The organism is Streptomyces sp. NPDC055140, from assembly GCF_053607285.1.
The window spans coordinates 1-21582 of sequence record NZ_JBSGTG010000051.1 but is presented as its reverse complement, the minus strand read 5'-3'; the positions used below and the strand labels follow the sequence as shown (position 1 = coordinate 21582).

The window sequence follows — 21582 nt, the reverse complement described above, 5'->3', positions numbered from 1 at the left end:
CCTCCAGCTATGGCGATTCGACCCCAGCTACGGGGGCGCACGCTGTGCAACGGGCAGGCCGGGCGGATGACACGGGCGGGGGCGGCGATGCGCCCGTTCGGATCAACTGGTCCGCGGCCGGGCCGGAAACAGGACCGGCCCCCCGGGGATACCGGGGGGCCGGTGGTCACTGGTGGACCTGAGGCGTACGTCAGTGATTGACGCCGAGGTTGCCGAAGGCCGGGTTGAGCACACCGATGACGTTCACGGTGTTGCCGACGACGTTGACCGGGACGTGGACCGGGGCCTGGATCACGTTGCCCGAGACGACGCCGGGCGAGTGCACGGCCTGGCCGTCCGCGTGCGCGTCGGTGGCGGAGGCCATACCGGCACCGGCGGCGACGAGCCCACCGGCGACCATCGACACGGCCGCGACCCTCTTCAGCTTCTTCACTTCTTGACCCTCCTAGGCGATCACTGCGACGAACCGCCGCAGCACGCACTGGAGAACGCCGGAGCCTCGCGCAGGATGCGCCATCTGGGGGACATACACACGACAGTATGAATCTCGGCTCGGAACGGAACCATCCGAATTGCCGTCCCCCTCGCCCGGCCCGGCCCGGCCCGGCCCGGCCAAGCCGCATGCCGTCCCGCAGCCGCGGCATCGTTCAGCCGGCCGCCCCATGGCGTACGGCCCACAGAGCGGCCTGCGTGCGGTCCGCCAGGTCGAGCTTCATCAGGATGTTGGACACATGCGTCTTGACCGTCTTCTCGGAGAGGACGAGGGCGCGGGCGATCTCCCGGTTCGACCGGCCGTCCGCGATCAGGCCGAGCACCTCGCGCTCCCGCTCGGTCAGGGAATTGCCTCTCCCCTGCCCGCCGTTGGTCACCTCCTGAGAGAGCAGGGCGTCGGCCACCTCCGGCTGGAGCAGCACATGGCCCGCGTGCACCGAGCGGATGGCGCCGGCCAGGGCGTCCGGGTCGACGTCCTTGTAGACGTACCCGGCGGCGCCCGCGCGCAGGGCGGGGACCACGGTTCTCTGTTCGGTGAAGCTCGTGACGATGAGCACGCGCGCGGGGTTGGCCAGCTCGCGCAGCTTGCGCAGGGCCTCGACACCGTCCATGACGGGCATCTTGACGTCCATCAGGACGACGTCCGGCCGCAGCTCCTCGGTACGGGCGACGCCCTCGGCCCCGTCCGACGCCTCCCCCACGACCTCGATGTCGTCCTGTACCTCGAGGAACGTGCGCAGCCCCCGGCGGACGACCTGGTGGTCGTCGACCAGCAGCACCCGGATCCTGTTGTCAGCCACCGGGGACCTCCATCTCGATCGTGGTGCCCTTGCCGGGCTCCGATTCCACCGTCAGACGGCCGCCGACGCCACTGGACCGGTCGCGCATCGAGACCAGGCCGAGGTGGCGTCCCGCATGCCGGACGGCCTTGGGTTCGAAGCCGCCGCCGTCGTCGCTGACGCGCAGGACGGCTCCGGGGCCTCGCTTGTCGAGCGTCACGCGGACGTGCTCGGCGCCCGAGTGGCGCAGCGCGTTGTGCAGCGCCTCCTGGGCGACGCGGAGCATGGCCTCCTCCTGGGCGGCGGGCAGGGCGCGGATGCCGGAGCAGTCGAAGGTGACGTGGGCCGAGTGGGCGCGGTCGAGTACCTGGATCTGTGTGCGCAGCGTGGCGATCAGGCCGTCCTCGTCGAGCGCGGCGGGGCGCAACTCGACCACGGCGGCGCGCAGTTCGTCGGCGGCTTCGGCGGCCAGCTCCGCCACGTGCTGCAACTCGCCCTTGGCGCGGGACGGGTCGCGGTCGACGAGGGCCGCGGCGGCCTGGGCGGTCAGGCGCAGGGAGAAGAGCTTCTGGCTTACGGCGTCGTGCAGTTCGTGGGCGAGGCGCGAGCGCTCCTCGGCGATGGTGAGCTCGCGGCTGCGCTCGTACAGGCGGGCGTTCGTCAGGGCGATGGCCGCGTGCTGGGCGAGGATCGTCAGCAGCTCCTCGTCCTCCATGGTGAAGCCGCAACCTCCTTGCGGCTTGGGGCACTTCTTGTTGGCGAGGAAGAGGGCGCCGATGACCTCGTCCCCGTCACGGATGGGCAGGCCGAGGAAGTCGGACATCTCGGGGTGCGCGGACGGCCAGCCCTCGAAGCGCGGGTCCTTGCGCACGTCGCCCAGGCGCTCGGTCTTCGCTTCGCGCAGCATCGCGGCCAGGATGCCGTGCTGGCGCGGGAGCGGGCCGATGGCCTTCCACTGCGCGTCGCTGACGCCGTCGACGACGAACTGGGCGAAGCCTCCGTGGTCGTCCGGCACTCCGAGGGCCGCGTACTCGGCGTCGAGCAGCTCGCGGGCGGACGCGACGATCGTCTTGAGGACGTCGCGCACCTCGAGGTGTCTGCTCATGGCCAGCAGCGCGGAGCTCACCGCGGAGAGGCCTGATCGTGGGCCGTGACTCATGACCTCAAGGTACCGGCGGGGTGTGACAGCGCGTATCGGGCCTGTGGCGGCCGCCTTCTGGTCCGGTGGACGTAGGGCGAAGGGCCCCGGTGAGGTGCGGCCCGCGGACGAGGCGCCCGCGGCGGGTCGGTTCCTACGTTGGAGGCAGATCGAAGCACGTACGGCACAAGGACGGCCCGACGGGCCGGAGGGGACGGATGTCATGCCGGTGGCGATCATCACGGGGGCTTCGAAGGGGCTCGGTCGCGCGCTCGCCGTGGCTCTCGCGCGGCGCGGCTGGGATCTGGTGCTCGACGCCAGGTCCGGGGCGGTGCTGCGGGAGGCCGCGGACGAGGCGGGGAAGTACGGGACACGGGTGGAGGCGCTGTCCGGGGATGTCACGGACGCGGCGCACCGCGCGGAGCTGGTGACGGCGGCGCGCGGTCTCGGGGGTCTCGATCTGCTGGTGAACAACGCGAGCGCGCTGGGGGCCGAGCCCCTGGTGCGCCTTGACGCGCTGCCGGTGGAGGGGCTGCGGCGGGCGCTGGAGGTCAATGTCGTGGCGGCGCTCGGGCTGGTGCAGGAGGCGCTGCCGCTGCTGCGGGAGTCGGCCGGGGGCTCGGTCGTCTCGGTGAGCTCGGACGCGTCGGCGGAGGCGTACGAGACCTGGGGTGGCTACGGCGCTTCCAAGGCCGCGCTCGACCAGCTGTCCGCGGTCTTCGCGGTGGAGGAGCCGGGGCTGCGGGTGTGGGCGGTGGATCCGGGCGACATGCGCACGGATCTCTACCGGGCGGCGGCGCCGCTCGACGACGACTCGGACCGGCCGCTGCCGGAGACGGTGGCGCCGGCGTTCCTGCGGCTGCTCGACGAGCGGCCGGACAGCGGGCGGTATGCCGCCCCTTCTCTTCTTCTGGAGGCACGGTGACGGTCGCGGTGCGGGTACCGGAGGAATTGTCGGCCCGTGTGCCGGCGGAGCAGCGTGGGCCCGGCCTGGACAGGGACGCGGTGCGGCTGCTCGTCTCGCGCGGTACGGACGTCACGCACCGGGACTTCGCACAGCTGCCGGGAGAGCTGCGGGCCGGGGATCTGCTCGTGGTCAATACGTCGCCGACGCTGGCCGCCGCGGTCGACGGGCGGATCGGGCACGCGCGCGTGGTGGTGCATTTCTCCACGCGTGGCGACGACGGACGCTGGGCCGTCGAGTTGCGGGATCCGGACGGGCGTGGCACCACGCGCTCGCGTGCGGGCGGTCCGGAGGGGACGGTGGCGATGCTCCCCGGAGGTGTCCGCCTCATATGGGAGGAGCCGCTGGCGGGCGGTGGGGCGCGGTTGTGGTGGGTGCGGGTCACGGGGGACGTGTCCGCGCTGCTGCGGCGGCACGGCAGGCCCATCCGCTACTCCTATACGGAGCGCGATCAGCCGCTCTCCGTCTATCAGACGGTGTTCGCGCTGCCGTACGCGGACGGGGCGGGCAGTGCGGAGATGCCGAGCGCGGCACGTCCGTTCACCGCTCGGCTGGTGGCGGAGCTGGTCAGCAGGGGTGTCCAGTTCGCGCCCGTCACGCTGCACACGGGGGTGGCGTCGGCGGAGTCGCACGAGCCGCCGTATCCGGAGCGGTTCGAGGTGCCGGAGGCGTCGGCGCGGCTGATCAACGCGGCGAAGGCCGGGGACGGGCGGGTGGTGGCGGTCGGTACGACGGCCGTACGGGCCGTGGAGTCGGCCGCGGGGCGGGACGGCGTGGTGCGGGCGGCCGCGGGCTGGACGGACCTCGTGGTGACGCCCGAGCGGGGTGTGCGGGTGGTGGACGGCCTCCTGACCGGGCTGCACGAGCCGGAGGCGTCGCATCTGCTGATGCTGGAGGCCATAGCTGGAGCCGAGGCAATTACCCGTACATATGCGGAAGCATTGGGACATTTTTACCTGTGGCATGAGTTCGGGGACGTCCACCTGATACTTCCTGACGAATCCGGTCACGCAGCGCGTTGCAGTGGCAACGCTTGGTGAGGTTGTCGCGTGCCCGATGTGAGCCCTCGCATAGGGCGCACGTCACGTACGAAGGCGGCTAGGAATTAGCTGTGGGCGGCGGTACCGGGGCAGGGGGGGCGAAATGGACCTCGCCAGGGGGCCTGATCCACTACCCGGCTTCGTACGTCACACCTTTGCCACGGAATTTTGCGGCCGCTAACAATGGCTCTCGTTGCTCGACAGCGTGGGCCACTACCCACAGCGTTCATGACCGAAACATGAGCGGTCCTCCTCCGGACCGGTGAGCGACTTCCCCGATTCGAAGAGGTCCTCCATGTCCAAGCTCAGCTTCTCCGGTCATAGTCCCCTGACGAAGACCCACAAGTACTCGATCGCCGGTATCGCCACTCTCGGCGCCGCTGCCCTCGCGTTCACGCTGGTGCCGGGCAACTCCACCGCGGAGGCGGAGACGATCTCGGCCGCTCCGGTCGCCTTCGAGGTGGCCGCCGGCAAGCCCCAGATCAAGGACGTGCACGCCAGCGTCACCAACCAGATGGCCACCGCCGACCAGCAGGTCAAGAACGCGGCCGCCAAGCTGAAGGCCACGCAGGTCGCCGCGACGAAGAAGGCCGCCGACGCGGCCGCGGCGAAGGCGAAGGTCGACGCAGCTGCAAAGGCCGTGAAGGACCGCCAGGTCCGGGAGGCCGCCAGCCGCGCCGCCGCCCGCAAGCCGGTCTACGCGAACAACCTGGACGGCTGGATCCGCGAGTCCCTGGACATCATGAAGGCCAAGGGCATCCCGGGCTCCTACAACGGCCTGCACCGCAACATCATCCGCGAGTCGTCCGGCAACCCGCAGGCGATCAACAACTGGGACATCAACGCGATCAACGGCATCCCGTCGAAGGGTCTGCTGCAGGTCATCCCGCCGACCTTCAGCGCGTACCACGTCCCCGGTACCTCCTGGAACATCTACGACCCGGTCGCCAACATCACCGCCGCCGCGAACTACGCCGCGGACAAGTACGGCTCGATGGACAACGTGAACAGCGCTTACTGAGACTCTCCCTGGACCTCAGGGTCTTCGTGAACGCCGAAGGGCGGCACCCCGTGCGGGGTGCCGCCCTTCATCCGTGCGCGGGTCACGCTACTTGCGCATGACCTCGGGCTCGTGGCGGCGCAGCAGGCGCGCGACCGCGAAGCCGCAGATGACACCGAGGGCGATCAGGATCGCGAGGTTGATGCCCCACTGGCTCACCGAGTGCTCCCACAGCGGGTCCAGGTCGTTCGGGTGCGCCTGGTCCCACGGCGGCATGAGGTGCGCGAGGTCGAGCGTCGAACCGGCACCGGCGATGGCCCAGCGCGACGGCATCAGCCAGGCGAACTGCTCCAGGCCCGGCGATCCGTACACCTGGAACAGGATGCCGGTGAAGACGACCTGGACGATCGCGAACATGACCAGGAGCGGCATCGTCTTCTCGGCGGTCTTCACCAGCGAGGAGATGACCAGGCCGAACATCATCGACGTGAAGCCGAGCGCGATGACCACGATGCACAGCTCGACGGCCGGCGGCATCATCAGGCCCTCGGCCGGCAGGTCCCGCGGGACGAAGCCGATGGCGCAGATGATCACGCCCTGGATGGCCGTGACGACGCCGAGGACGATCACCTTGGACATCAGGTACGCCGAGCGGGACAGGCCGGTGGCCCGCTCCCGTTCGTAGATGACGCGTTCCTTGATCAGCTCACGTACGGAGTTGGCCGCGCCCGAGAAGCACATGCCGACCGCGAGGATCAGCATGATCGTGCCGGCGTCGCCGTTGAACCGGGACGGCGGCTTGGGCGGGCCCAGGCCGAAGTCGGCCGGGATCACCGTGCTGACGACGCCGAGGACCGCCGGCAGGATCACCATCAGGCCCAGGAAGCCCTTGTCGGACGCGATCACCGACGTGTAGCGGCGGATCAGGGTCCACAGCTGCGAGCCCCAGCCCTGCGGCTTGGGCGGCTTCATCGCCTGCGGCGGCGGCATGTGTACGGACTGCGCGGCGACTGCGTCGATGTCCGCGGCGTACATCTGGTAGTGCTGAGAGCCCTTCCAGCGGCCCGCCCAGTCGTAGTCGCGGTAGTTCTCGAAGGCGGAGAAGACGTCCGCCCAGGTGCTGTAGCCGAAGAAGTTCAGGGCCTCCTCGGGCGGACCGAAGTACGCCACCGAACCGCCCGGCGCCATCACCAGGAGCTTGTCGCAGATCGCCAGCTCGGCGACCGAGTGCGTGACGACGAGGACCGTGCGGCCGTCGTCGGCGAGGCCGCGCAGGAGCTGCATGACGTCGCGGTCCATGCCCGGGTCGAGGCCGGAGGTCGGCTCGTCCAGGAAGATCAGCGACGGCTTGGTGAGCAGCTCCAGGGCGACGGAGACGCGCTTGCGCTGGCCACCGGAGAGGGAGGTGACCTTCTTCTCCTTGTGGATGTCCAGCTTGAGCTCGCGCAGCACCTCGTCGATGCGCTGCTCGCGCTCCTGCTCGCTGGTGTCCGAGGGGAAGCGCAGCTTGGCCGCGTACTTGAGGGCCTTTTTGACGGTCAGTTCCTTGTGCAGGATGTCGTCCTGCGGGACCAGACCGATGCGCTGACGCAGCTCGGCGAACTGCTTGTACAGGTTCCGGTTGTCGTAGAGCACGTCGCCCTTGTTGGCGGGCCGGTAGCCGGTGAGCGCCTTGAGCAGGGTGGACTTGCCGGAGCCCGAGGGGCCGATGACCGCGATGAGCGACTTCTCCGGGACGCCGAAGGAGACGTCCTTGAGGATGTCCTTGCCGCCGTCGACCGTCACCGTCAGATGGCGGGCGGAGAAGGAGACCTCACCGGTGTCGACGAACTCCTCGAGACGGTCGCCGACGAGGCGGAACGTCGAGTGGCCGACGCCGACGATGTCGTTCGGGCCGAGCAGCGCGGAGCCGCCCTTGGCGATCGGCATACCGTTGACGTACGTGCCGTTGTGCGAGCCGAGGTCACGGATCTCGTAGCGGCCGTCGGGCGTCGCGTGGAACTCGGCGTGCAGGCGCGAGACCTGGAGGTCGGAGACCACCAGCTCGTTCTCGAGGGCACGGCCGATCCGCATCACGCGGCCGAGGGCCAGCTGATGGAACGTGGTGGGGCTGCGGTCGCCGTACACCGGCGGAGCCCCCGCGACACCGCCGGGCCCCTGCTGAGGCGGGATGTTCTGCGCCTGCTGCGGCTGCTGCCAGCCCTGCTGGGCGGGCACCTGCTGCTGTGGCGGGGCGTTGTGCGCCCAGCCGGGGTCACCACCCTGCGGCGCGGCGTGCGGCTGCTGCGCCGGCGCCTGCTGCGGGTGGGCCTGCTGCTGTGCCTGCTGAGCCGCGGGCACGGCCGCGCCGGAGGCGCTGCCCGAGAGGTTGACCCGCGGACCGTCCGTCGCGTTGCCGAGGTGCAGCGTCGAACCCGGGCCGATCTCCATCTGATGGATCCGCTGGCCCTGCACGAACGTGCCGTTGGTGGAGCCGTGGTCCTCGATGACCCAACTGCGGCCGCCCCAGCTGATGGTGGCGTGACGCCAGGACACCCTGGCATCGTCGATCGCGACGTCCCCCTGCGGATCACGTCCGAGGGTGTATGGCCTGGACGGGTCGAGCGTCCAGGTCCTTCCATTCAATTCCAGTACGAGTTCCGGCACTCCATGCCCCACTGAGTTGTCCCCCGAGCTAGCCCCCATCTTGGGGAGTCTAGGGATGTCGAACATCGTGGGGAACTATTTCAGGCGGAGCCCCCTGACCGAAAGTCGGGCCTTGAGGCGAGCCTTGTGAAGACTGTCTACGCGCCTCTACGCCCGCCCCGTTGACGAGGCAGAAACAGCCCCGGAGAGTGGTAAGCGCCCACAAGTGCCTACGGATCACGCGCGAATGGGACATCCGATACATCGCGGTACGGATCGGGGGCCCTGATGGAGACCGGTGTTCGGGGGAGCGGGCGCGAGGGCGTGCGCTGGGGCGACGTACTGCTCTCTGCGGTCGCCTCCGTGAGCTGGGCGTTCATCGGGATGGCGGCGGTCGCCGCGGCCGGCCTTCATCTGCTCGGTGCGGATTCCGCGGGTTCGCTCGGCCCGATGACGGCCGCGGTGATGGCCCTTGGGGTGGGTGGGAAAGTCACGCCGTCGGGAGACGTCTCAGCCTTCGGACTGGACGGCGCACAGGCCCACACGGCGATCGATATCGCGCCGCTCGGCGTGGGCCTCGCGGGCGCTCTGCTGCTCAGCTGGTTCTTCCTGCGGTCCTTACGTGGGGCGGGAGTTGAGGTCACTCCGGCCGAACTCGCGGCACGCGCGGGGAGCGTGGTCGCGCTGTTTCTGGCGATGCTCGCAGGGCTTGCCCGGGTGGGTCACGACCTCATCACGATTGACGGCGGGAAGCTCGGGCTCGACCGGGTATCGGACGGGGATCTGCCGGGCGGCATCAAGGACAAGCTGCCGGGCGGCCTCGACCTCGGAGGGCTCCTGCCGGACCACATCGGCGGCCTCGTGGACGCGAAGGCGACCGTCGGGTTCACCGTCGAGACCGCTTCCTCGCTGCTGGGCGGCGCCGCGTGGGTGATCGGCGTCCTGCTGATCGCACTGCTCGCCTCGCGCCGGACACCGCTCCCGCGCGCCCTCGACGCGCTGCACCGAGTGGTCCGTCCCGCCGCTTCGTCGCTGGTCACGGTGTTACTGGTAGCGGTTGCCGCGGGGCTCGCGGCGGCGGCGTACGCGATGATCGGCGACGACCACCCGCGGCGGATCGCGGGCGCCGCGCTGCTCGGGGCGCCCAACGGGGTGTGGGTCGGCATCCCCCTCGGCCTCTTCGTCCCGTGGGACGGCAAGGCGACGGGCACCCTCGCGCAGGCACTTCCCCACCCGGTCGACGAGCTGCTGCGGTTGCACGCGAACGAGCCGGTGACGCTGGGCCGCCTTGCCGAACTGGACGGCAGAATACGGCTGTTGACCTTCGCGGCCGTTCTGATGACGGTGCTCGCGGGCGTGCTGACCGCCGTACGGACACCTGCGGTGACCGGCGGGCCCGGGTCGCGGCCGATGGGCGCCGTCGGCTTCGCCGGGAGGTGCGCGCTGCGGCTCGGGGTCGTCACGGCGCTCGGTCTGCCGCTGCTCGTGCGGCTGACGGACGTGTCGGCGGACGCCTCGCTGTCCGTACTCGGCTTCGACGCGTTCGGGGCCGGCATCGAGCTGCACGGACATCTCGGCATGGCGCTGCTGCTCGGGGCCGCTTGGGGAGCGGGGGCGGGAGCGGTGGGGGCGCTGCTCGCTCACGGGGCGGGCGCGGCGGGCCGGCGGGCGGCTCCTGCTGCGCTGGGCGGGGGCGGCGTGGAACCGGAGGAGCGGTGGGAACGGGGGGACGGCGTAGTCCGGTCTGTCGGGGCCGTCCCGCCCCAGGAGGCGGGGCCGTATCGGCCGAGCACTCCGTACCGGGCGTCGCCGGACGGGACGAACCCGTATCTGAAGCCGCCGGACGAACGGGCGGGCGATCGGACGAGCGATCGGTCGGGGAACAAGTCGAGCGATCAGGCGCGGGACCGTTCGGGCAATCGGCAGGATGATCTGCCGGACGATCTGTACGGGGCGCCGACGATGGTGGGGCCGGTCAGGCCACCGGTGCCGCCGCGTCCGCGGGGGCGGCCTGGGTCGGGTTCCGGGTCCGGGTCCGGCAAGGGCAGATGGCCTGTGCCGCCACCGCCCCCTCCCCCACCGCCACTGCCGCACCCGCCGTCACCGCCGTCGCCGGACGAGGAGGGGCCGCCGCCCCGGAGGGGCCCGCGCGGCTGAGCCGGGTACGGGCGGCGGACGGCGAACCGGCCGGTCGGAGTGGGCACCGCACATGTCCGCCACACGGACCACCGCCGCGCGCCGCGACGTGGGCCGGATAACGTGGGACCACCATGAGTGCTTCGCAGCCCCGCCACCCCGCTGATGTCCCGGTCGCAGTTCCGGACGACGTCCCGACGCTCCTCGTCAAGATATTCGGCAAGGACCGCCCCGGCATCACCGCCGGGCTCTTCGACACCCTCGCCGCCTACTCCGTCGATGTCGTCGACATCGAGCAGGTCGTCACCCGCGGCCGCATTGTCCTGTGCGCCCTGGTGACGGAGCCGCCTCCCGGTCTCGAGGGCGACCTGCGGGCCACCGTCCACAGCTGGGCGGAGTCCATGCGGATGCAGGCCGAGATCATCTCGGGCATCGGCGACAACCGTCCGCGCGGTCTCGGCCGCTCGCTCGTCACCGTGCTCGGCCACCCGCTGACCTCGGAGACGACGGCCGCCATCGCCGCCAGGATCACCGGCACCGGCGGCAACATCGACCGTATCTTCCGGCTCGCGAAGTACCCCGTGACCGCAGTCGAGTTCGCCGTCTCCGGCACCGAGACCGAGCCCCTGCGCACCGCACTCGCGACGGAGTCGGCGGCGCTCGGCGTCGATGTCGCCGTCGTCGCGGCCGGGCTGCACCGGCGCGCCCAGCGCCTCGTCGTGATGGACGTCGACTCGACGCTCATCCAGGACGAGGTCATCGAGCTCTTCGCGGCGCACGCCGGCTGCGAGGACAAGGTCGCCGAGGTCACCGCGGCGGCGATGAAGGGCGAGCTGGACTTCGAGCAGTCGCTGCACGCGCGGGTCGCGCTGCTCGCCGGGCTCGACGCGTCGGTCGTCGACAAGGTCCGCGCCGAGGTGCGGCTCACGCCCGGCGCGCGGACCCTGATCCGCACGCTGAAGCGGCTCGGCTATCAAGTGGGCGTCGTCTCGGGTGGGTTCACGCAGGTCACGGACGATCTGCAGGACCGGCTCGGGCTCGACTTCGCCCAGGCCAACACCCTGGAGATCGTCGACGGAAAGCTGACCGGCCGGGTCACCGGCGAGATCGTGGACCGCGCGGGCAAGGCGCGTCTGCTGCGCCGGTTCGCCGCGGAGGCCGGGGTGCCGCTCGCGCAGACCGTGGCGATCGGCGACGGCGCCAACGATCTGGACATGCTGAACGCGGCGGGCCTCGGTGTCGCCTTCAACGCGAAGCCCGTGGTCCGCGAGGCCGCGCACACCGCGGTGAACGTGCCGTTCCTCGACACCGTCCTCTACCTCCTCGGCATCACCCGTGAAGAGGTCGAGGCCGCGGACGCCCACGACGACTGACTCCGGTCGACGCGGACGGTCACTGATGCGGCGGGCCCCGGTACCCATGCGGTACCGGGGCCTGCCGGCGTATCAGGGTCCGGCCGTCGGCCGACGGGTCACTCGGACGGTGCCCAGTAGTCGAGGAGGGTGGCGGTGCCCGGCTCGAGGGACTTCCAGGGGCCGGTGAAGGACAGGACCGCGAAGGCGGAGGTCGGGAAGCCGCGCCGGGCCATCCGCTCCCCCGCGTCGCCCTCGACCTGCCCGGAGAGGACGTCGGCGAGGCCCTGGATCCCGGGGTTGTGGCCGACCAGCACCGCGCTCCGCACGTCGTCCGGGGTCTCGTTCAGCACGGCGATGAGCTCGCCGGGCGAGGCCTCGTAGACCCGCTCCTCGTACACCGTCCTGGGCCGGTGAGGCAGCTCGTGGACGGCGAGCTTCCACGTCTCGCGGGTCCTCGCGGAGGTCGAGCAGAGGGCCAGGTCGAGGTCGATACCGGAGTCGGCGAGCTTGCGGCCGGCGACGGGGGCGTCCTTTCGGCCCCTCTCGGCGAGCGGCCTCTCGTGGTCGGAGACCTGGGGCCAGTCCGCCTTCGCATGCCGGAAAAGGACAATCCTGCGGGGTTCTGCGACGCTCATGGGTCCCAGCTTCGCACGAAACCGGCCACGGGGCGCAGAGAGTTGAAGCGCTCGACCGGCACGGGTGACGCGTCTTGCGGGCCGCTCACGGCGCCGTGTGCAGAACCGCCTGCTGGATACGGTCGAGGAGCTGGCCGACCGCGGGGTCGCCGGTCGCGGCGTGCGCGTCGGCCGGGTTGAGTATCAGGAGCAGGAGCACGGCGAAGGTGATCGCGGGCAGGGCGATCGCCCACCACGGGAGCCTGATGTCGACGCCGCCCGCTGGGGCCGGGTGGGGCCGGGTGTGCGTAGGGGCCGACATGACGCCTCCGGGGTCATCGAGATGCTCGGTGCCGTGGTCCGCGGTACTCGCGGTCACATCTCGAATTTACGGAAGGTCGGGCCCCCAACCCATCCGGTGATCCACCCAGTTGACCCTGACACTGACCCCCTAGGGGTTGGTGGTGCTAGCCCCACCAAAACCCGGCCGCGAACGGGCCGGGGACCGCTGTCACGGTGCCGCGAGGGCCTCTATGGCCTCTATGGCCTCTATGGCCTCTATGGTCACGGTGAGGCGATCGAGGCGATGACCGCGATGATCACGGTGATGGCCAGCATCGAGCCGAGCACGATGAGGAGCTTCTTCTGGCCGTTCTGGGGGTTCGGGTCGAGCACAGGCGACATGCGGTCAGTCTCGCACCCTTTGCCCCGGCTCCGGGAGCCGGGGTGGGCACGGGCGGAGGTCAGGCCGCGCCGGCCGGAGCGGCCTCGTCCTCGACCGTACGGTTGCGTCCGGCGATGACGCCCACCACGATCTGCGGCACCATCAGGGCCGCCATGAGCGCGATCGGGACGCCCCAGCCACCGCTGTGCTGGTAGAGCACGCCGACGAGCAGCGGTCCCGGGATGGAGATCAGATAGCCGGTGCTCTGGGCGAAGGCGGAGAGCTTGGCGACGCCCGTGCCGGTCCGCGCCCGCATGCCGACCATCGTCAGGGCGAGCGGGAAGGCACAGTTGGAGATGCCTAGGAGGATGGCCCACACCCAGGCGCCACCGGACGGGGCGAGGTAGAGGCCCGCGTAACCGGCGAGTCCGCACACGCCGAGGGCGATCACGATGGGGCCCTGGCTGGGCAGGCGGGTGGCGAGGCGCGGGATGACGAAGGCGAGGGGTACGCCCATCGCCATGGTGACGGCGAGCAGCACGCCCGCGGTGCCCGCGGAGACTCCGGCGTCACGGAAGATCTGGGCCATCCAGCCCATGGTGATGTAGGCGGCGGTGGCCTGGAGGCCGAAGAAGACGGCGAGCGCCCAGGCGGTGCGGCTGCGGGTGATGCGCAGGCCGTCGTCCTGCTGCGAGGCGCCGGCGGCGGTGCCGCCCTCGGCTCCCCGTTCGCGTACGAGCGGGACCCACGGGACGACGGCGGCCACGGCGAGAGCGGCCCAGACGGCGAGTCCGGTCTTCCAGTTGCCGCCGAGCGCGTCCGTCATGGGCACGGTCACGGCCGCCGCGAGGGAGGTGCCGAGCGCGAGGGCCATCGAGTAGAGGCCCGTCATGGAGCCCACGCGGTCGGGGAACCTTCGCTTGACGATCACCGGCATGAGGACGTTGCTGACCGCGATGCCCATGAGGGCGAGGCCGCTGGCGACGAGGAAGCCGACGGTGCTGCCGGTGAACGGGCGGATCACCAGACCGGCGGCGATCGCGGCCATGCCGGCGCACACCACGGCGCCGGGGCCGAAGCGGCGGGCGAGCCGGGGCGCCATCACGCCGAAGATCGCGAAGCAGAGCGGGGGTACGGAGGTGAGGAGGCCGGCGACGCTGCCGCTCATGCCGAGCCCGTCGCGCACCTCTTCGAGGAGGGCGCCGAGGCTGGTGATGGCGGGGCGCAGGTTCAGAGCCGCGAGGACGATGCCCACGATCATCAGGCGCACGGCCCACGCGCGCGTGGGGGCTGTTTTCGCTTCGGGTGCGCTCTCGGTCCGTATCGGGGTCTGTGTCATCGTCGGGGTTTCCTCACTGGCCATGACCCCATCTTAGAATCATGGGATGATTGGGTGTCCAATCGGATTGCGTCACACTTGGCGCGGCCACCCCGCCCGCGCCCGTTTCTGCCCGCCCCGGTTCGCCCCGGACATCGCACCAAGGACCGTCATGCCGCTGACCTCCCCCAGGCGCTCGGCTCTTTCCGAACAGGTCATCGCCGAGCTGCGCGCCCAGATCTCGTCAGGCGAGTGGCCGGTGGGATCCCGCATCCCGACCGAGCCCGAGCTGGTCGAACAGCTCGGCGTCGCGCGCAACACGGTGCGCGAGGCCGTGCGCGCGCTCGCCCACAACGGCCTGCTCGACATCCGGCAGGGGTCGGGCACCTACGTCGTCGCGACCAGCGAGCTGGCGGGCGTGATGCAGCGCAGGTTCGCCGACGCCGACCCCCGGCACATCGCCGAGCTGCGCTCGACCCTGGAGTCCAGCGCCGCGAGCCTCGCCGCGCAGCGTCGTACCGAACGCGACCTCAAGCAGCTCGACGCGCTGATGGTGCGCCGCGAGGACGCCTGGGCGTCGGGCGACGCGGAGGCGTTCGTGGCGGCCGACGCGACCTTCCACCTGGCGGTCGTGGCCGCGTCGCACAACGACGTCATGACGGCGATGTACGCGGACCTCGGTGAGGTCCTGCGGGACGTCCTGCGCGTGGACGTGGGTGAGGAGCTGACACCCGAGAACCACATGGACCACACGGGCCTGCTCGACGCGATCCGGGTCGGCGACGCGGAGGCCGCCGCGGCGGAGGCGGCCCGCTACCCGTTCCTGTGCCGGCCCGGCCCGTCCGCCACTCGATAGGCCCCGGACCGGCGCCTGGCCGGCGGTCGACCCTTGACTAGCCGTCGACCTTGGCGTGGCTGATCCAGGCCGAGCGGACCTCTTTCCAGCACCGGCCGGTGAGCCGCACGGTCTCGGCGGCCTCGGCCGGAACCCGCCCGCCGTCGCTGTCTATGTCCCACCAGCGGTCGCACTCGACGTGGAGGCTGACCGCGTCGGTCGCCGGATACGGGTTGTGGCAGTACGCCGTCACGTCCGAACCGGAGACGGTCACCCGGCAGTCCGCTCCGAAGGGCTCGGTCCTGCGGTCGTCCCCGCCGTCGGCCACGCGCGCGTGGGGCGTGGTCCGAGCGGGGTGGGAAGCGGCGTCGTACGGCACCGCGAAGAAGAGTACGAGAGCTGCGAGTACCGGGGCACTGCGCTGGAAAAGGCGCACAAGGGGACCTCCTCGGCCGTACGGGAGAGGGGGAACGAACGCCTTCTCAGCCTGCGTGCCCACCCCGCGCGCCCGCCCGGCCGGTGGGCCGAACGGGTGACGCCCCGCCCCCCGCGCAGTGCGGGGAACGGGGCGTCGGCCACGTACGGGTGATCAGGCGCCGATCGCGTGCAGACCGCCGTCGACGTGGATGATCTCGCCGGTGGTCTTCGGGAACCAGTCGCTCAGCAGGGCGACGATGCCCTTGCCCGCCGGCTCCGGGTCCTTGAGGTCCCACTCCAGCGGAGCGCGGTCGTCCCAGACGGCGGCGAGCTCGCTGAAGCCTGGGATGGACTTGGCGGCCATGGAGCCGATCGGGCCGGCCGAGATGAGGTTCGAGCGGACGTTCTGCTTGCCGAGGTCACGTGCGAGGTACCGGTTGGTGGCCTCGAGGGCGGCCTTGGCCGGGCCCATCCAGTCGTACTGCGGCCAGGCGTACTGGGCGTCGAAGGTGAGGCCGACGACCGAGCCGCCGTTCTGCATCAGCGGCAGGCAGGCCATGGTCAGCGACTTCAGGGAGAAGGCGGAGACGTGCATGGCCGTGGCGACCGACTCGAACGGGGTGTTGAGGAAGTTGCCGCCGAGGGCGTCCTGCGGCGCGAAGCCGATGGAGTGCACGACGCCGTCGAGGCCACCGAGCTCCTCGCCGACGATCTCGGCAAGACGGCCGAGGTGCTCGTCGTTGGTGACGTCGAGCTCGATGACCTTGGTGGGCTTGGGAAGCTTCTTGGCGATGCGCTCGGTCAGCGTGGGCCGCGGGAACGCGGTGAGGATGATCTCCGCACCCTGCTCCTGGGCCAGCTTCGCGGCGTGGAAGGCGATGGAGGACTCCATCAGCACACCGGTGATCAGGACGCGCTTGCCCTCGAGAATTCCGCTCATGGTGATCAGTGACCCATGCCCAATCCGCCGTCGACGGGAATGACGGCTCCAGTGATGTACGAGGCGTCGTCCGAGGCGAGGAACCGCACCGTCGCGGCGATCTCCTCGGGCTGCGCGTAGCGGCCGAGGGGCACCTGCTTCACGATGCCCTCGCGCTGCTCGTCGGTGAGCGCCTTGGTCATGTCGGTGTCGACGAAACCGGGCGCGACGACGTTGAAAGTGAGGTTGCGCGACCCGAGCTCACGGGCGAGGGAGCGCGCGAAACCGACCAGACCCGCCTTCGACGCGGCATAGTTCGCCTGTCCCGCGGAGCCGAGCAGGCCGACCACGGAGGAGATGAGTACGACGCGGCCCTTCTTGGCGCGCAGCATGCCGCGGTTGGCACGCTTCACGACCCGGAAGGTGCCGGTGAGGTTGGTGTCGAGGACCGACGTGAAGTCGTCCTCGGACATGCGCATGAGGAGCTGGTCCTTGGTGACGCCGGCGTTGGCCACGAGGACCTCGACGGGACCGTGCTTCTCCTCGATCTCCTTGTAGGCCTGCTCCACCTGCTCGCTGTCGGTGATGTCGCACTTGACGGCGAGGAAGCCGGCCTTCTCCAGCTCGGCCGCGTCGCCCGAGCGGTATGTGATCGCGACCTTGTCGCCGGCGTCGGCGAATGCACGGGCGATGGCGAGGCCGATGCCCCGGTTTCCTCCGGTGACGAGAACCGAGCGGCTCAACGGATCACCCTTTCCATAGCGGTCTGGTACCTCGAAAACCTATCGGTACCGCCCTGGATACGGAGAATCGACCACCGACAGTGGCGCCGGACAGTCACTGTCGGGTCCCTACAGAAAAATGTGGCCGTGGGGCCCGCCGACGCGACATGATCGGGGCTGACCGGTACCCGCACCCGGGAGCGGCCGGTGCCCGAGGCTCCTGACAGCGCTGGCGACAGCGCCTCCGACAGCAGGGAGAACATCCGTGCCCCATTCGATCGATGAAGCCTTCACGGCGCTGCCGCTGCGGGCCCTCGCCGATGCCGCGCTGGCCCGCGCGCGGGCTCTCGGCGCCGACCACGCGGACTTCCGCCTGGAGCGGGTGCGCAGCGCGGAGCGGCGGCTGCGGGACGCGCGGCCCGCGGGCTCGTCGGACACCACGGACCTGGGGTACGCGGTACGGGTCGTGCACGGCGGTACGTGGGGCTTCGCGTCGGGCGTGGATCTGACGATGGACGCGGCCGCGAAGGTGGCGTCGCAGGCCGTCGCGATGGCGAAACTGTCGGCGCAGGTGATCAAGGCCGCGGGTTCGGACGAGAGAGTGGAGCTGGCCCCCGAGCCGGTGCACGAGGACCGGACGTGGGTGTCCTCGTACGAGATCGATCCGTTCTCCGTGCCGGACGAGGAGAAGGCCGGGCTGCTCGCCGACTGGAGTGCGCGGCTGCTCGGCGCGAACGGCGTCGACCATGTCGACGCCTCGCTGCTCACCGTGCACGAGAACAAGTTCTACGCCGACACGGCGGGGACGGTGACGACGCAGCAGCGGGTGCGGCTGCATCCGCAGCTGACGGCGGTCGCCGTGGACGGTTCGAGCGGCGAGTTCGATTCGATGCGGACACTTGCGCCGCCGGTGGGCCGGGGTTGGGAGTACCTCACCGGGACCGGCTGGGACTGGGACCGCGAGCTGGCCGAGATCCCGGAGCTGCTCGCCGAGAAGATGCGGGCGCCCAGCGTCGAGGCGGGCCTGTACGACCTCGTGGTCGACCCGTCCAACCTGTGGCTGACCATCCACGAGTCGATCGGCCACGCGACGGAGCTGGACCGGGCACTCGGCTACGAGGCGGCGTACGCGGGCACGTCCTTCGCCACGTTCGACCAGCTCGGCAAGCTCAGGTACGGCTCCGAGATCATGAACGTGACGGGTGACCGCACCGCCGAGCACGGCCTCGCGACCATCGGGTACGACGACGAGGGCGTGGCCGGACAGTCCTGGGACCTGGTCAGGGACGGGACGCTCGTCGGCTATCAGCTGGACCGCCGCATCGCGAAGCTGACGGGCTTCGACCGGTCGAACGGCTGCGCGTACGCGGACTCCCCCGGCCATGTGCCCGTCCAGCGCATGGCGAACGTGTCGCTCCAGCCGGACCCGGGCGGCCTGTCGACCGAGGACCTGATCGGGGGCGTCGACCGCGGGATCTACGTCGTCGGCGACCGTTCCTGGTCGATCGACATGCAGCGCTACAACTTCCAGTTCACGGGGCAGCGGTTCTACCGCATCGAGAACGGCCGGCTCGCCGGGCAGCTGCGCGATGTCGCCTACCAGGCCACGACCACCGACTTCTGGGGTTCGATGGCTGCGGTCGGCGGCCCGCAGACGTACGTACTGGGCGGCGCGTTCAACTGCGGAAAGGCCCAGCCGGGCCAGGTCGCGGCGGTGTCGCACGGCTGCCCGTCCGCCCTCTTCAAGGGCGTGAACATTCTGAACACCACGCAGGAGGCCGGTCGATGAGCCCTCGTACGAACAAGCCGCACGAGATCGTCGAGCGTGCCCTCGAACTGTCCACGGCCGACGGCTGCGTCGTCATCGCCGACGAGCAGTCCACCGCCAATCTGCGCTGGGCGGGCAACGCGCTCACGACGAACGGTGTCACGCGCGGGCGCACCCTCACGGTCATCGCGACCGTCGACGGCAAGGAGGGCACGGCCTCCGGGGTCGTCTCCCGCTCGGCCGTGACCACGGACGACCTCGAACCGCTGGTGCGGGCCGCCGAGGCCGCCGCCCGGGGTGCGGCGCCCGCCGAGGACGCCGGGCCGCTGGTCTCCGGGGTGCCGCACTCCCCCGACTTCACGGACGCGCCCGCCGAGACCTCGTCGGCGGTCTTCGCGGACTTCGCCCCGGCCCTGGGCGAGTCGTTCGCCCGCGCCCACGCGGGAGGCCGGGAGCTGTACGGCTTCGCCAATCACGAGCTCGTCTCCAGCTATCTCGGTACGTCGACGGGCCTGCGCCTGCGGCACGACCAGCCGAACGGGACGCTGGAGGTGAACGCGAAGTCCCCGGACCGGACGCGCTCGGCCTGGGCGGGGCGCTCGACGCGCGACTTCAAGGACGTCGATCCGGGCGCGCTCGACGCCGAGCTGGCGCAGCGCCTCGACTGGGCGCGCCGCCGCATCGAGCTGCCCGCGGGCCGTTACGAGACGCTGCTGCCGCCGACCGCGGTCGCCGACCTGCTGATCTACCAGCTGTGGTCGTCCGCGGCCCGGGACGCCGCCGAGGGCCGGACCGTCTTCAGCAGACCGGGCGGCGGCACGCGCGTCGGCGAGCGGCTGACCGAGCTCCCGCTGACGCTGCGCAGCGACCCGAACGAGCCCGGCCTGGAGTCGGCGCCGTTCGTCCTCGCGCACGCCTCGGGCGACAGCGCCTCCGTGTTCGACAATGGACTGCCGCTGACGGCGACGGACTGGGTGCGCGAGGGCGAGCTGGCCCATCTGACGACGACCCGGCACAGCGCGGGCCTCACCGGTCTCCCGGTGGCGCCGGCGATCGACAACCTGATCCTGGACGGGGGCGAGGACCGTTCCCTGGACGAGATGGTCGCGGCCACCGGGCGCGGGCTGCTCCTGACCTGCCTCTGGTACATCCGCGAGGTCGATCCGGCGACGCTGCTGCTGACCGGTCTGACCAGGGACGGGGTATACCTCGTGGAGGACGGCGAGGTCGTGGGCGAGGTGAACAACTTCCGGTTCAACGAGTCGCCCGTCGACCTGCTGGGGCGCGCGGTGGAGGCCGGGCGGACGGAGAAGACGCTGCCCAGGGAGTGGAGCGACTGGTTCACCAGGGCCGCGATGCCGGCGCTTCGGGTGCCGGACTTCAACATGAGCTCGGTCAGCCAGGGCGTATGACCCCGTAACCTGGTCGGGCAGCATCCAAGTCATCCAAGGAGATACGAGAACCGTGACGGACATCGTCGACGAACTTCAGTGGCGCGGCCTGCTGGCCCTGTCCACTGACGAGGACGCATTGCGCAAGGCGTTCGCGGACGGTCCCATCACGTTCTATTGCGGGTTCGACCCGACCGCGCCGAGTCTCCACCTCGGCAACCTGGTCCAGATCCTCACCATGCGCCGCATCCAGCTCGCGGGGAACCTCCCGCTGGGCCTGGTCGGCGGGGCCACCGGTCTGATCGGCGACCCGAAGCCGAACGCCGAGCGGACGCTGAACGCCCCGGAGACGGTGGCGCTGTGGGTCGAGCGGCTGCGCGGGCAGATCGAGCGGTTCCTCGACTTCGAGGGCCCGTACGCCGCCCGCATGGTCAACAACCTGGACTGGACCTCGGGTCTGTCTGCGATCGACTTCCTGCGGGACATCGGCAAGTACTTCCGGGTCAACAAGATGATCGCCAAGGAGGCCGTCTCCCGACGGCTCAATTCCGACGCGGGTATCAGCTACACCGAGTTCAGCTACCAGATCCTCCAGGGCATGGACTTCATGCAGCTGAACCGTCGGTACGGCTGCACGCTGCAGACCGGCGGCAGCGACCAGTGGGGCAACCTCACCGCGGGCACCGACCTGATCCACCGGGTCGAGCCGGAGGCGTCGGTGCACGCGCTGGCCACCCCGTTGATCACCAAGGCGGACGGCACCAAGTTCGGCAAGACGGAGTCCGGCACGGTCTGGCTCGACGCCGAGCTGACCACCCCGTACGCCTTCTACCAGTTCTGGCTGAACGCCGACGACCGCGATGTGTCCAAGTTCCTGCGGATCTTCAGCTTCAGGTCCCGTGAGGAGATCGAGGACCTGGAGCGGCAGACCGAGGAGCGGCCGCAGGCGCGGACCGCTCAGCGGGCCCTGGCCGAGGAGCTGACGACGCTGGTGCACGGCGCCGACCAGTGCGCCGCCGTCATCGCCGCGTCCAAGGCGCTGTTCGGGCAGGGTGACCTGGGTGAGCTGGACGAGGCGACCCTGGCGGCCGCCCTGTCCGAGCTGCCGCACGCGAAGGTCGACGCGCTCGGCCCGGTCGTGGACCTGCTCGCCGAGGTCGGTCTCGTGGCGAGCAAGTCGGCCGCCCGGCGCACGGTGAAGGAGGGCGGCGCGTACGTGAACAACGTGAAGGTCGCCGCCGAGGACGCAGTGCCGGCCGCGGACGAGCTGCTGCACGGGCGCTGGCTCGTGCTGCGCCGCGGCAAGAAGAACCTGGCGGCGATCGAGGTCGTCAGCGCCTGAGCGCGCAGCTTCCGAACACGCTCTGAGACAGCCGGAAGGGCGGCCACGCACCTGGTGCGTGGC

At 70.8% G+C, this 21582-nt stretch carries 20 protein-coding genes; 9 read left to right on the top strand and 11 right to left on the bottom strand.

The annotated features are described in order from the left end of the window. Nucleotides 1–190 precede the first annotated feature (190 nt). The 3 genes from ACWFR4_RS44800 to ACWFR4_RS44790 all read right to left on the bottom strand — a co-directional run bounded on the left by ACWFR4_RS44800 (nucleotide 191) and on the right by ACWFR4_RS44790 (nucleotide 2430). Entirely contained in the window at nucleotides 191–433 is a 243-nt protein-coding gene (locus ACWFR4_RS44800) for a chaplin (RefSeq protein WP_100592533.1), read from the bottom strand. 214 nt (nucleotides 434–647) lie between these two features. Further along, nucleotides 648–1292 (bottom strand): response regulator, encoded by a 645-nt coding sequence (locus ACWFR4_RS44795; RefSeq protein ID WP_453467901.1) that lies wholly within the window; start codon nucleotides 1290–1292, stop codon nucleotides 648–650. After that, on the bottom strand, nucleotides 1285–2430 hold the full coding sequence (locus ACWFR4_RS44790) for a GAF domain-containing sensor histidine kinase (RefSeq protein WP_453467899.1): 1146 nt from the start codon (nucleotides 2428–2430) through the stop codon (nucleotides 1285–1287). Before ACWFR4_RS44790 ends, ACWFR4_RS44795 begins: the two co-directional genes overlap by 8 nt. A gap of 202 nt (nucleotides 2431–2632) precedes the next feature. On the opposite strand from ACWFR4_RS44790, the gene ACWFR4_RS44785 reads away from it, so the two are divergent. The 3 genes from ACWFR4_RS44785 to ACWFR4_RS44775 all read left to right on the top strand — a co-directional run bounded on the left by ACWFR4_RS44785 (nucleotide 2633) and on the right by ACWFR4_RS44775 (nucleotide 5434). After that, a complete protein-coding gene (locus ACWFR4_RS44785; RefSeq protein WP_453657294.1) occupies nucleotides 2633–3334 on the top strand; it encodes an SDR family NAD(P)-dependent oxidoreductase in 702 nt (233 codons plus the stop codon). Then, nucleotides 3331–4413 (top strand): S-adenosylmethionine:tRNA ribosyltransferase-isomerase, encoded by a 1083-nt coding sequence (locus ACWFR4_RS44780; protein WP_453657292.1) that lies wholly within the window; start codon nucleotides 3331–3333, stop codon nucleotides 4411–4413. Before ACWFR4_RS44785 ends, ACWFR4_RS44780 begins: the two co-directional genes overlap by 4 nt. 295 nt (nucleotides 4414–4708) lie before the next feature. Then, nucleotides 4709–5434, top strand: a complete 726-nt coding sequence (locus ACWFR4_RS44775) for a transglycosylase SLT domain-containing protein (protein ID WP_453467894.1) — start codon at nucleotides 4709–4711, stop codon at nucleotides 5432–5434. A gap of 87 nt (nucleotides 5435–5521) precedes the next feature. Here the strand turns inward: ACWFR4_RS44775 and ACWFR4_RS44770 are convergent, their stop codons facing one another. Further along, nucleotides 5522–8059, bottom strand: a complete 2538-nt coding sequence (locus ACWFR4_RS44770; protein ID WP_453466928.1) for an FHA domain-containing protein — start codon at nucleotides 8057–8059, stop codon at nucleotides 5522–5524. A gap of 267 nt (nucleotides 8060–8326) precedes the next feature. Between ACWFR4_RS44770 and ACWFR4_RS44765 the strand changes: the two genes are divergently transcribed. Then, nucleotides 8327–10195 carry a streptophobe family protein gene (locus ACWFR4_RS44765; protein ID WP_453657290.1) on the top strand — a complete coding sequence of 623 codons (1869 nt, stop codon included), beginning with the start codon at nucleotides 8327–8329 and terminating at the stop codon, nucleotides 10193–10195. Nucleotides 10196–10308: 113 nt separating this feature from the next. After that, the gene (gene serB / locus ACWFR4_RS44760) at nucleotides 10309–11547 is read left to right on the top strand and encodes a phosphoserine phosphatase SerB (protein ID WP_453466932.1); all 1239 of its coding nucleotides are present in this window, start codon (nucleotides 10309–10311) and stop codon (nucleotides 11545–11547) included. A 98-nt stretch (nucleotides 11548–11645) separates the two neighbouring features. Here the strand turns inward: serB and ACWFR4_RS44755 are convergent, their stop codons facing one another. The 4 genes from ACWFR4_RS44755 to ACWFR4_RS44740 form a co-directional block, all read right to left on the bottom strand. Further along, entirely contained in the window at nucleotides 11646–12164 is a 519-nt protein-coding gene (locus tag ACWFR4_RS44755) for a SixA phosphatase family protein (protein ID WP_453466934.1), read from the bottom strand. Nucleotides 12165–12249: 85 nt separating this feature from the next. Next, nucleotides 12250–12465 (bottom strand): hypothetical protein, encoded by a 216-nt coding sequence (locus ACWFR4_RS44750; RefSeq protein WP_405485221.1) that lies wholly within the window; start codon nucleotides 12463–12465, stop codon nucleotides 12250–12252. Between the two features lie 242 nt (nucleotides 12466–12707). Beyond that, the gene (locus ACWFR4_RS44745; protein WP_264484672.1) at nucleotides 12708–12827 is read right to left on the bottom strand and encodes an SGM_5486 family transporter-associated protein; all 120 of its coding nucleotides are present in this window, start codon (nucleotides 12825–12827) and stop codon (nucleotides 12708–12710) included. Between the two features lie 59 nt (nucleotides 12828–12886). After that, entirely contained in the window at nucleotides 12887–14170 is a 1284-nt protein-coding gene (locus tag ACWFR4_RS44740) for a CynX/NimT family MFS transporter (RefSeq protein ID WP_453657288.1), read from the bottom strand. A gap of 127 nt (nucleotides 14171–14297) precedes the next feature. Between ACWFR4_RS44740 and ACWFR4_RS44735 the strand changes: the two genes are divergently transcribed. Beyond that, entirely contained in the window at nucleotides 14298–14981 is a 684-nt protein-coding gene (locus tag ACWFR4_RS44735; RefSeq protein ID WP_405482323.1) for a FadR/GntR family transcriptional regulator, read from the top strand. A 37-nt stretch (nucleotides 14982–15018) separates the two neighbouring features. On the opposite strand, the gene ACWFR4_RS44730 is transcribed toward ACWFR4_RS44735, so the two are convergent. The 3 genes from ACWFR4_RS44730 to fabG all read right to left on the bottom strand — a co-directional run bounded on the left by ACWFR4_RS44730 (nucleotide 15019) and on the right by fabG (nucleotide 17039). Next, entirely contained in the window at nucleotides 15019–15396 is a 378-nt protein-coding gene (locus ACWFR4_RS44730) for a hypothetical protein (RefSeq protein WP_453657285.1), read from the bottom strand. A 153-nt stretch (nucleotides 15397–15549) separates the two neighbouring features. Then, nucleotides 15550–16317, bottom strand: coding sequence for an enoyl-ACP reductase FabI (gene fabI / locus ACWFR4_RS44725; RefSeq protein WP_376545420.1), 768 nt, complete (start codon nucleotides 16315–16317; stop codon nucleotides 15550–15552). 5 nt (nucleotides 16318–16322) lie between these two features. Then, nucleotides 16323–17039 (bottom strand): 3-oxoacyl-[acyl-carrier-protein] reductase, encoded by a 717-nt coding sequence (gene fabG / locus ACWFR4_RS44720; protein WP_116502852.1) that lies wholly within the window; start codon nucleotides 17037–17039, stop codon nucleotides 16323–16325. 244 nt (nucleotides 17040–17283) lie between these two features. Between fabG and ACWFR4_RS44715 the strand changes: the two genes are divergently transcribed. From ACWFR4_RS44715 to tyrS, 3 genes are read left to right on the top strand one after another with little or no spacing between them, the layout of a single operon-like run. Beyond that, nucleotides 17284–18807, top strand: a complete 1524-nt coding sequence (locus ACWFR4_RS44715) for a TldD/PmbA family protein (protein WP_382475404.1) — start codon at nucleotides 17284–17286, stop codon at nucleotides 18805–18807. Continuing rightward, nucleotides 18804–20198, top strand: a complete 1395-nt coding sequence (locus ACWFR4_RS44710) for a metallopeptidase TldD-related protein (protein ID WP_405485219.1) — start codon at nucleotides 18804–18806, stop codon at nucleotides 20196–20198. Before ACWFR4_RS44715 ends, ACWFR4_RS44710 begins: the two co-directional genes overlap by 4 nt. 52 nt (nucleotides 20199–20250) lie before the next feature. Beyond that, nucleotides 20251–21519 carry a tyrosine--tRNA ligase gene (tyrS, locus tag ACWFR4_RS44705; RefSeq protein ID WP_453466944.1) on the top strand — a complete coding sequence of 423 codons (1269 nt, stop codon included), beginning with the start codon at nucleotides 20251–20253 and terminating at the stop codon, nucleotides 21517–21519. The last annotated feature ends 63 nt before the right edge of the window (nucleotides 21520–21582 follow it).